This is a genomic window from Ornithinimicrobium sp. (assembly GCF_030537745.1).
GTDB lineage: Bacteria > Actinomycetota > Actinomycetes > Actinomycetales > Dermatophilaceae > Ornithinicoccus.
Window position 1 is genome coordinate 4,695 of record NZ_JAUNVI010000103.1, and the last position, 1,384, is coordinate 6,078.

The 1,384-nt window shown below is 69.9% G+C and carries 2 protein-coding genes; both read left to right on the top strand.

Annotated features, from left to right (window positions below):
• On the top strand, positions 1-708 hold a 708-nt coding region (locus tag Q4P07_RS13830; RefSeq protein WP_303375502.1), incomplete at its 5' end, for a sensor histidine kinase.
• Positions 705-1,384, top strand: a 680-nt coding sequence (locus Q4P07_RS13835) for a response regulator transcription factor (RefSeq protein ID WP_303375503.1), incomplete at its 3' end; no start/stop codon positions are given. The genes Q4P07_RS13830 and Q4P07_RS13835, both read left to right, overlap by 4 nt.

Genomic DNA, 1,384 nt, shown 5'->3' on the forward strand with positions numbered 1-1,384 from the left:
CGGGAGCGGCAGCGGATCGCCCGCGAGCTGCACGACATCCTGTCTCACTCCGTCAGCGCGATGATGATGCAAGCGGCGGGAGCTCGCGCGGTCGCCGCGCGGCTGAGCCAGGAGCGTCCGGAGGACCAGCGGCTTGACACCGTGCACGACTCTCTCACCACCATCGAAAAGACCGGGTCGCAGAGCATGCGGGAGCTCCATCGCCTGCTGGGCATCCTGCGCGACCGCGAGGGGGAGGACACCGAGGGTTCGGTGCTGAATATCGACGTCTCAGACGGCCTCCCCGGCGAGCCCGTCATCCTCAACCTCTTGGACCTGGTCTCCCTCTCCCGCCAGAGCGGGCTGACCGTCGAGCTCCACGACAGTGGCGCGCAACGCGTGCTCGACCCCTCCGTGAAGACGGCTGCCTACCGCGTGGTCCAGGAGTCGCTGACCAACGCCCTCAAGCACGCCGGCCGCGGCGCGGTGGTGGACATCTTCCAGGTCTGGCAGGACGACCGGCTGCAGCTCCAGGTGCGCAGCCGCGCTGGACACGATGGCACCCGTCCCGGCACGCCCAGCGGAGGGACCGGCCTCTTCGGGCTCCGAGAGCGGGTCGAGCTCGTGGGTGGACACTTCGAGTCCGGGTGGGCCGGCGAGGAGTTCGTCACCACCGCCCGGCTGCCACTCACCGGCGGCTCGACGCTGGAGCTCGGGGCCCGGCGATGAACGCGCATGTCGGCAACGCGAGCCGGCCCATCCGGGTCGTCATCGCCGACGACCAGAAGGCGGTGCGCGACGGGCTGGCGATGCTGCTCTCGGTCGAGGAGGACATCGAGATCGTCGGGCTGGCGCAGGACGGAGCTCAGGCGGTCGCGCTCGCTGCCCGCGACACCCCGGACGTGATGATCATGGACATCCGGATGCCTGGCGTGGACGGCATCGCAGCCACCCAGCGGATCACCGCAGACACCGACGAGGCAGACCGCGTGACTGCGGTGCTGATCCTGACCACCTTCGACCACGACGACGCGCTCTACGGCGCACTGCGCGCCGGCGCCTCGGGATACATGCTCAAACACGCTGCGCCGGAGCGGCTGGCCGAGGCGGTCCGACGAGTGGCCTGTGGTGAGCCGTGGATCGATCCCAGCGTGGCCGGCAAAGTCATCGACACCCTGCGTGAGACCGCGCCGCTGGACCCTCACGGTCGGCCCAGCCTGGAGATGCTCACCAAGCGGGAGGTCGAGGTCCTTCGACTCCTCGCGGACGCCCCCAGCAACACCGAGCTGGCCACGCTCCTGTTCGTGTCCGAGGCGACGGTCAAGACGCACATCTCGCGGATGCTGATGAAGACCGGCTCGCGCGACCGGGCTGCGCTGGTGGCCCTGGTCTACCGGTCCGGGCT